Below are 8,798 nucleotides of genomic sequence, written 5' to 3'. Positions count from 1 at the left end.
CCTCCATCCATGCCGCGGTGGCGATGAATCATGTTCCGCTACGGGCGTCGAGGCCGGAGTTTTTCAGCGGCCTGTTAAGGACCCCTTTAAGTCAGCACAAATCACCCGACCCCGGCTTGCGGGCGCTCGCGCCGCCCTTCGCCGCTGCGCTGGATGCGACGCGGCACCACGCGGCCCGCAGCGTCGGGCACTGGTTCGGGCACTGGCGCAGCCACGGGCACCGGAGCAGGCTCGCACACGGGCGCTGGCGGCAACGGCGGCGCACAGGCGCCCTCGTCCAGCGCGGTTTCAAGAAAGCGCACCAGCGCCGCCGCGCCGGTCTGCTCGAGCACGTCAGCGTCGTCGCGCCCGGCAATCGCGCCGGTCAGCGCAATGGGCAGCACATCGCGAAACATCTCGCCCGCCTCAAGCCGCACCCGCGCCAGCACCCGGCGGCGATCTTGCGCGCTTTGCATCTTGTCCATGCGGGTGACCAGCAGCAGGCTGCGCGTCCACAGCTCGGGGCGCACCTGCTCCCACAGTGCCGCCTCGGATTGCCGCCACGCCTGATTGGCCGGGGTGCACCAGATCACCATATCGACCTGCGCCAGAACGTTCGACCACACATCAGAGGTCATGCACGGATCACAGGTGCCCGGCATGTCGACCAGATCAAAGGCATAAAGCAGGTCGGCCTCGATCCGGGCGCGGATCATCGCGGTGCTGGCGGGGTCGGCGGCGCTCCAGTCGTCAAGCGGCAGCGGCGCGGTGCTGCCATCCGCCAACTCGCGCTCGACCGTGCCGGGCCCAAGGCTGTACCACACCGGGGGCAGTTGCGTGGCGGTGACCTGCACCGGAGAGCTGTCCTGTTCGAGCAGCAGATTGGCCAGCGTGCTTTTGCCAGCGCTGAATTCGCCCATCAGGGCAATGCGGGGCTTGCGCGGGGCGTCGTTCATGATGCGGACCTCAGCGGAAGTTGCGTTTCAGGGAAGGACAGGCCCAGGACCAGATCGCGCTGCGCCCTCAGGAATTCGGCCAGCACCGCGCGCAGCACCAGCGCGTAAGGATCGGCGCAATCGCGGCGCAGGGCCTCGACCACCGGAGCGGTTTCCTCGTGGATCAGGCTGGCGAAATCCTCGGCCATCGCCTGATAGCCCTTGCGGCGACGCCAGAACCGCATCCACCAGCGGCCCTTGAGATCCAGCGCGATGGTCTGGCCCAGCGACACCGGTGCGACCGGCTCGGGCAGCGGCGGCGCCGTGAGTTCCGGCGCATCGGCGGGCAGGCCGAAGACCTCGCGCAGCAGCGCGTCGATCTCGCCCGCCGCCTGTTCCAACGCCTCGGTTCCGGCCTTGCCCGCGCCGTGGACAAACACGCTGTAGGCGGTGCGCAGCAGCATCCGCAGCCCCGAAGGATCATAGGCCCAGACCTGCCCCTCGCCATGCTGTTCAAGATGGCGCGCCAGCGACGATGTCGCTCGGCCCAGAAAGGTGCGCCGCGCCGATTCCGCGCGGCTGGCAAAGGTGGCGTTCACCGCCTGCATCCGCGTTTCGAGATGGCCATAGGCGCGCTCGGAAATCGCCGCGAAACGGTCCGAGATCTGCTCGGGCGTGAGGGTGCAGGCGTGGTGCGCCTGTGCGCCGATGCTGCGCGCATCAAGCTGCGCCTCGCGCGCCGCCGCGCCAACGCGCAGGTTGCGCAGCGCCGTGTCGACGGATTTTTCCAGCGCCGCGCCCGCGTCCTTTTCGAGGCGCTCGGCGATGGCGCGGCCCAGCTCGGGCACGCCGGACATGGTCCAGATGATCTCGGCGGGGGGCCGCTGGGCCAGGGTCTCGGTCAGATGCGCCTCGAGCCAGCCCATCAGCGCCTCGGCGCTGCTTGCGCCCAGCCCGTCGATGCTGCCGCCGATCGCGTTGCTGGCCCAATGGCCCGAACCAAACAGGATCTCGGCATCGACCGGCCCCTGAAACCGTTCCAGCGTGGCGCGGATGCTGTCGCGGATCTTTGGCACATCGTTCACCGGATCGTTGAGCTCGTCGATGCGGTTGACGAAGATGATGATCTGCCGGGATTTGACGTTCGAGATCAACCGGATCAGCCCGAGATCCACCGCCGAAAGCGCCTGGCTTGCCGACAGCACCATGACGCACAGGCGGCTGGCGCGCAGGGCGTTGATGGTGATCTGCTCGCGGATCATGAAGGTGTCGTTGACGCCGGGCGTGTCCTGAATGGTCAGCCCGATCGGCACCCCCGGCGCGCCGAACCACAGGTCGGCAGATTTGGTGATGTCGGCGAAACGCCCGCGCTCGCGGGTGGTTTCCAGATGCTCGGCCACGGCGCTAAGCTGGGCCGGCTCCTCCCAGAAGTCATCGCCAAGGCAGACATAGCGCGCGATCAGCTCTTGGTCGAAACTGTCATAATCATGGGTCTGGCCCAGCAGCATCTGGAAACGCCGCCCAAGCCGGGCGCGGGATTTCTCGCGCATCGCTTCAAGCTGCTTGCGCACCTTCTCCAGCTCGTCTTCGGCCCCGGCGCGCGCCGCCAGCTGCCCGACCCGCCCGCCTTGTTGCAGCAGCGCATCCCATTCATCGTTGCCAAAAAAGCGAAAGCTCGACCGGCGCTCGTCTTGTCGCAGCGTCGGCGACAGGTGCAACGAGGTGACAACCGAGGTCCACGGGTTGACGTCGGCGGGCAGCAGATCCGGCCAGCCGACCAGCGAATTGACCAGCGTGGTCTTGCCCGCCTTGACCTGCCCGATGAAGGTCACCGCCGGATCAAAGCTGCGGATTTCCTTGTGCAGGCGGCGGGCTTGCCGGGCGACGGAACGCTCGGCGCTGGCTGCGAGAGTCGTCAGTTCGCTGTCGACTGCCGCAAGACGGTCTGCCAGCCCGCCCAGCGCCTCGAACGGGGCGCTGAGGGTCGTGCTGTCCTGTGTGCTCATGGCTTGTTGCCCCTTTTGTTTTTCGTGGTGACGTCAGGCGGCCAGCCTGACCTCGATGTCCTGTCGCAATTGCAGCAGAAGGCGGGCGGCGTCGCTTGCCTGCCCCGGCCCGCCCTCCATCCGCAGCAACAGCGCCATGTCCTGCGCTTCGAAGACCATGTCGCTCAGCTCTGGCCAGCTGTCCTGCGCCCGGTCGAGATCCTGCGTCCGCGCACTGAGGCTATCGAACACCGTTCCGAGCCGTTCCAGCAACTGCGCGCAGGCCGCATCGTCAAGCGCAGCGCAGGGCAGCGCCTCGACCAGATCCGCCGCCGCGCCGCGCAGGTATTGGAACAGTCGCCCCAGTTCGGCCCGGGCTTCGGGCGCGACTTCGGGCGGGGCGGCGGCGCTGTCGCGCAGGGGTTCGGCGATGTCCGGCGCGGGTTCGGGCCGGGGCACGGCTGCCGGGGCGGATGCGCTGGCAATGCCGTGGCGTTGCAGCATCCATTCAGCGGCGGCCATGTCGTGCGACGCGGCCTCGGCGGCGGTGTCATCAAGATGGCGCGCGATGCGCGCGGGATCGGGGGGCAGCACCGCCTCGAAGCCTTCGGCCCCGTGCCAGTCGCCTGCGCCTTCGCCCTGCGGGCTCAGCACGAGGGCGGCGTGGTTGCACAGGCTGTCGGGCGCCGCACCCCAGCTTTGCGCATCAACGCCCGACCAGCCGCGCGCACACCACAAAGCGATATCCACCCGCGGCGCGGCCCATGCCAGCGCGGCGGCGAACTCGCGCGGATCCGCCTCGCAGGCCACCAGCAAATAGCGCCGCCCGCGCAGCCCCGGCAGCGGCGCGGCAAGGCGCAAAAAAGCCGGCCCGCGCGCCAGCATGTCCGGCGTTGGCAGCCCCGCCTGCCGCAGCAGAGTGCCATCGGGCAGCATCGCCTCTACGCTTGCGGCGGTGCCAAAGCCCAGCTCAAGCGTCGGCAGCGGCGCGAGCGGCGCCAGCGCGCTGCCGCACAGCGCATCCAGCAGCGCCAGCTTGCCCGCCCCCGGCAGGCCGAACAGGCCGATGCGCACCGGCTCTGCAAGGCGACTGGACAGCGCGGCGCAATTGGCCGCAAGCCGGGGCGGCAGGCCGGGCGTCTCTTGCAGGGCGCGCAGGCGGTGGGTGATGGCGATCGCATCGGCGGCGCTCATGAGGCGCGCTCCGCCACGACGGGGGCCAGCATCGGCGCGGGCGCGCGCAGCACCCGGTCGAGCAGCCCCGCGATCCAGCCGCGCAGCACTGCCCGCACGCCGGTTGCCGCCCGCATCCGGATCACCACAACCGAGCTGTTGTCCTGATCGGGGCCAGCGCGCCGCCGCACCGCGCCGATCAGCGCATCGGCAATCTGCTGCGCCGGGGCATGGCGCCGCCGCTGCAGCAGGCCGCGCAGAGTGGTTTCATCCAGCGTCTCGACCCCGTCGCTGGCCAGCAGCAACAGATCGCCAGCGCAGAGCGGCAGGCCCTCTTCGGGGCAATCGATGCGCGCAATATCGCCCCCGGTCACTGCAGAGGTCAGGCAGTTGCGCCCGCCTCCCGCCAGCGCCGTATCTGCGTCGATCTCGCCCGCCGCAACCATCAGGTCGATTTGCGGGGCCAGCGAATGCACCTCGTTGAGCCGCGTCAGCCTGCCGCCGCGCAACAGCCACAGCGGGCTGTCCCCGACCGAGATCCAGCGCAGCGTGCCATCGGTCACGATCACCGACAACAGCGTGCCGCCGGTATCGCCGGACAAATGCCCCTGATCGATGTGATGTTGCAGCTTGCGATTGGCGCTGCCAAGCGCCGAGCCGAAGATCGCCTTGCAATCAAAGCGCAGCACATCCTTGCGTGCGGCGGACAGGTACAGCTCTGCGAACATTTCAGCGGCGATGATGCGCCCGGCAAGGTCGCCGTCGTCATGCCCGCCCATGCCATCGGACAGCACCGCAATCCCCCCCGGCGCGCCGCTGGCGAAATGCGCAATCGCCGCGTCTTCCTGACGCGCGCGAGAGCCGATATCCTGCGCCAGCGCGGCCTCGCACAGTAGCTCAACCATCGCCCTTGGCCCATGAAAAGCTGTCGTCGCACAGCGCGACATAGCGCAGCACCGTCTTGCCGATGCGAAGGATGTCGCCGCCATGCAGCTCTTCGGTCGACAGCAGGGGCCGCTCGTTGAGGCGCACGATATTGGCCTTGCCGCCATGGCCAACCCAGCTGCGGCCGTCTTCCTCGTCATGGGCAATCGACAGATGCCCCGCGCGCGAAATCGCATCGTCTCCGAAATCAAGACTGACGGTCTGGTCCGCATCGCGCCCGACGCTCGACAGCCCCGCTGTCAGGGTAAAGCATGCGCCGCGCCCCGGACCATCGGTCACGATCAGCCAACCAATGGGAAAGCAGGGTGCAGCCGAGGGCGCGGCAGTGGGTTGATCGGCAAACACATCGGGCGCGCCGTCGCCGTGAAAGCCAAGAAGACGGGTGCGGGCGCGGTCGGGCACGGCTGCCCCCGGCGCGCTGGCCTGCCGCTCTGCGCGAAACGTCATGGGCGGCTGGCCCGGCGCAAGGAAATCATCGCCACCCTCGTCCTGCGATGGCCCGGCGCAGCGCGCCAGCATCGACGCAGGCTCGGCTGGCGTCGGGGGGGACGGCGGCTCGAGGTCCCAGATCTTGGGGGTGGTTTCGGGCCGCGCGCTTTCCATGGTGCGGCGCGCGGGCGCATGTTGGCTGGATTCGGGGCGTGGAACATGGCTGACACCGGCGCGGGCGGTTTCGGCATTGCGCTCGTCTTGCGTGCGGGCGGGCGGCGGCGGGGCGATAGGCTCCTGCGGCAGCCGCAGCGCCGAAGGCAGCGCCGCCTCGCCCGGCTCTATGCGTGTTGTTGGGCGCTTGCGCGCGATCCGTCCCTTGAAACCCAGCATGTCGGTGGTGCCTTCCGTCAGATGGTGGTGTCGATGCGCGCCCGCGGGCGCAGCCAGCCAAACAGCGCCCCAAGCGACAGCCCGCGTTGGCGCGGTTCCGGAGCGTTTTCGTCTTCGGTTGCGTCTTCGGCCTCACTGCCGGGCCGGGCCACATCCGGGCCATTGCGCCAGCTGCCCGGGTCCTCGTTGAGGATCGCCCAGTATTCGCGTTCCTGCGCCCGCCGGGCCTCTTCGGCGGCGCGCAGCGCAAGGTCTTCGCGCGGGGGGGCGATGCGGGCGGCGCGGGCTTCGGCGACGATCTTGTGGTTTTCCTGCACCAACGCGGCGATGGCTGCGCTGGTGGACTGGTCCAGCGGCGCGGGCTCCGGCAGCTCTGCCTCGGGCATGGCGCCCCCGTGCAGCACGTCAAGCCAAGCCTCGGCACTGGGCAGCCGGTCGCGCGCGAACAGGCTCATGCAGCAATCGATCGAGCCGAGCAGCGCCGGGTCATAGGCCGCAAAGCGCCCCGACAACGGCACGAAGGGATCGGGCCGATCCTCGGCCACCGCCGCCAGCCGCAGCGAGCTGTTGGGCGGCGGCGCGCCTTCGATCAGATGCACGAAGGTGGCGGCCAGCGCGTACAGATCCGACGCGGGGGATTGCGCGCTGCCGGCAAAATAGAACTCCTGCGGGGAATAGCCGTCCTTGACTGTATAGACTCGCGACAGGATGCGCGACGCCATGGTCGCCCCCTGCCGCGCCGCGCCAAAGTCGATCAGCACCGGCGTGCCCGCGGTATCGAGCAGGATATTGTCGGGTGCGATGTCGCGGTGCAGGATGCCGCTGCGATGCACATAGGCCAGCGCGTCGAGCAGGATCTCGGCCAATTCGCGCACCGCCGCGGGGGATCGCAGTTCGGGGTGCTTGTGCGACAGGTCGAGCAGATCCAGCCCTTCGACGAAATCCAGCGCCATGTAGGCGGTGCAATTCTCTTCAAAGATCTGGTGCACGCCGACGATATTGGGATGATCAAGCGCCGCCAGCGCGCCCGCCTCTTTCTGGAACAGCCCGACCGCCTGACTGAAGTCGGTCTTGTAGCCTTGCGAGCGCAAGCGCACGGTGGCCTGCGTCCGGCAACAGATGGCGTTGGGAAAGCATTCCTTGATCACCACCTTGCGATTCAGGCTGTCGCGCGCAAGGTAGGTGATGCCGAAACCACCGCAGTTGAGGTATTTCTCGATGGTGTACTGCCCGTTGCACAGCTGCGTGCCGGGGGGCAGCTCATCACCCACAGTGCCCGCAGGCATGGCTGGCGCGATGGTCGCCTTGTCGCTCATGGTGCCGCCTCCCTGCATCCGAGGTCATGGTTTGTCTGCCGGGCTGCACAGCACGCGCGGTGCGATGCCCTTCAAGGCGACTAAACCAATGGCCCCGGACCGGGCGGTGGTAAGATTGGAACCGAATTATGTCTCTTGGCGCGAATGCGTATCGAGTTTTACCGATCGCCCGCAGCCTTCGGCGCAAGGCCTTCGCCTTGCGCATGTTTTCGGCCATTCGCCGCGCGGCGACGGCAAGGTGCATCTGAAAAGCCTGCGTCTTTTCGCGTGCCAGATCGTCGCGCGGGTCCGCAGGGCAAGCGGTCCAGACCCTCGCCTTCGGGGCCTGCGATCTTAGCCCTGCGCCGCCCAGACATAGGCGCCATAGCCCAGCAGCAACAGCGCCCCCGGCACCCGTCCGACCACCGGGCGCGCCAGCAGCAGCGCCGCCAGCACCACGGACGCGCCGATCATCACCGGCAGATCGAAGGCGGCGAACCGCGCCGTCACCGGCACCGGCGAGACCACCGCCGTTACCCCGAGAATACCCAGCACGTTGAAGATGTTCGAGCCGACGATATTGCCCACGGCAATGTCGGATTGCCGCTTCAGCGCCGCCACGACCGAGGTCGCAAGCTCGGGCAGCGACGTGCCCACCGCAACGACGGTCAGGCCGATGAACGCCTCGGACACGCCGAACTGGCGGGCGATATTGCTGGACCCATCGACCAGAAGCCGCGCCCCGACCAGCAGCAGCGCCAGCCCCAGCGCAACCCAGAACACCGACTTCCAGCTGCGCCCGGCGGGCGGCGCGTTGTCCTCCGTGGCATCCCCCGGCGTCAGAAAGGCCCAGAGCAGATAGCACACCAGTCCCGCAAAAAGCGCCAAGCCCGCACCGCGCCCGATCTGTCCCCCGACAAACAGCGGTATCAGCGCCAGCGCCGCCGCGATCATCACCAGCAGATCCCGCTTCAGACTGCCGCCCGACACCCGGATCGGCCAGACCAGCGCGGTGATGCCGAGGATCAGCAGGATGTTGGCGATGTTCGAACCGACGATGTTGCCGATGGCAATATCCGGCGCGCCTTTCAGCGCCGCCTGAAGCGACACCAGCAGTTCGGGCATCGAGGTGCCAAAGCCAACCACCGTCAGCCCAATCAGCAGCGGCGGCAGCGACAGTCGCTGCGCGATGGCGACAGCGCCGCGCACCAAGGCCTCGCCGCCGACAAACAGACCGGCAAGGCCGGCCAATACGAAAATGATGTCCAGAACTGTCTCCTCGCGGGCAGCCCGCCTGCCCTCTGCGGCAGATGGGAGGCCGCCAGCCCGGCGCAAGACCCAGACAGACACGGCGCGCAAAGATTCCACCTGCCGCGCCTGCGCGGGACCCAAGCGCGCCAATGCCAGCGCCTGCCCGAGCGCACCAAGGCACAGCGCGCCGGACCCACCGCCCCCCCAGCGGACCCCTAGTTTCCGTTCAGCGCGCCGCCCCCGCCAGAGGCGGTCGGGGGTTAGAGGTGGTCGCGAGATTTCGGACCAGTTGCTAAGCTGTAGCGACTGACGAAGGAACGACCCAGATGACGAAGTGGAAACGCTATTCGGCCGAGTTCAAGGCGAAGGTGGCGTTGGAGGCCATCCGCGAGGAGCTGACAACGGCGGAGCTG

The 8,798-nt window shown here is 68.4% G+C and carries 7 protein-coding genes; all 7 read right to left on the bottom strand.

Features of this window, described 5'->3' with window-relative positions; genetic code table 11:
* Positions 1 to 101: 101 nt before the first annotated feature.
* The 7 genes from Q4543_RS23145 to Q4543_RS23115 all read right to left on the bottom strand — a co-directional run bounded on the left by Q4543_RS23145 (position 102) and on the right by Q4543_RS23115 (position 8,403).
* Positions 102 to 935 (bottom strand): GTPase, encoded by an 834-nt coding sequence (locus tag Q4543_RS23145; protein WP_303442252.1) that lies wholly within the window; start codon positions 933 to 935, stop codon positions 102 to 104.
* Positions 932 to 2,920 (bottom strand): dynamin family protein, encoded by a 1,989-nt coding sequence (locus tag Q4543_RS23140; protein WP_303442251.1) that lies wholly within the window; start codon positions 2,918 to 2,920, stop codon positions 932 to 934. The genes Q4543_RS23145 and Q4543_RS23140 overlap by 4 nt, the downstream gene beginning before the upstream one ends.
* A gap of 33 nt (positions 2,921 to 2,953) precedes the next feature.
* A complete protein-coding gene (locus Q4543_RS23135; RefSeq protein WP_303442250.1) occupies positions 2,954 to 4,093 on the bottom strand; it encodes a hypothetical protein in 1,140 nt (379 codons plus the stop codon).
* On the bottom strand, positions 4,090 to 4,977 hold the full coding sequence (locus Q4543_RS23130; RefSeq protein ID WP_303442247.1) for a PP2C family serine/threonine-protein phosphatase: 888 nt from the start codon (positions 4,975 to 4,977) through the stop codon (positions 4,090 to 4,092). The genes Q4543_RS23135 and Q4543_RS23130 overlap by 4 nt, the downstream gene beginning before the upstream one ends.
* Positions 4,970 to 5,839, bottom strand: coding sequence for an FHA domain-containing protein (locus tag Q4543_RS23125; protein ID WP_303442244.1), 870 nt, complete (start codon positions 5,837 to 5,839; stop codon positions 4,970 to 4,972). Before Q4543_RS23125 ends, Q4543_RS23130 begins: the two co-directional genes overlap by 8 nt.
* Before the next feature lie 17 nt (positions 5,840 to 5,856).
* Complete coding sequence (locus tag Q4543_RS23120; protein ID WP_303442241.1) at positions 5,857 to 7,155, bottom strand: serine/threonine-protein kinase; 1,299 nt, start codon at positions 7,153 to 7,155, stop codon at positions 5,857 to 5,859.
* A 333-nt stretch (positions 7,156 to 7,488) separates the two neighbouring features.
* On the bottom strand, positions 7,489 to 8,403 hold the full coding sequence (locus tag Q4543_RS23115; RefSeq protein WP_303442255.1) for a calcium/sodium antiporter: 915 nt from the start codon (positions 8,401 to 8,403) through the stop codon (positions 7,489 to 7,491).
* Positions 8,404 to 8,798: the final 395 nt, after the last annotated feature.

Source organism: Salipiger sp. 1_MG-2023, from assembly GCF_030547555.1.
Taxonomy (GTDB): Bacteria; Pseudomonadota; Alphaproteobacteria; order Rhodobacterales; family Rhodobacteraceae; genus Salipiger.
Note: the sequence above shows the minus strand (reverse complement) of the source record. Positions and strands in the feature narration are given on the sequence as shown.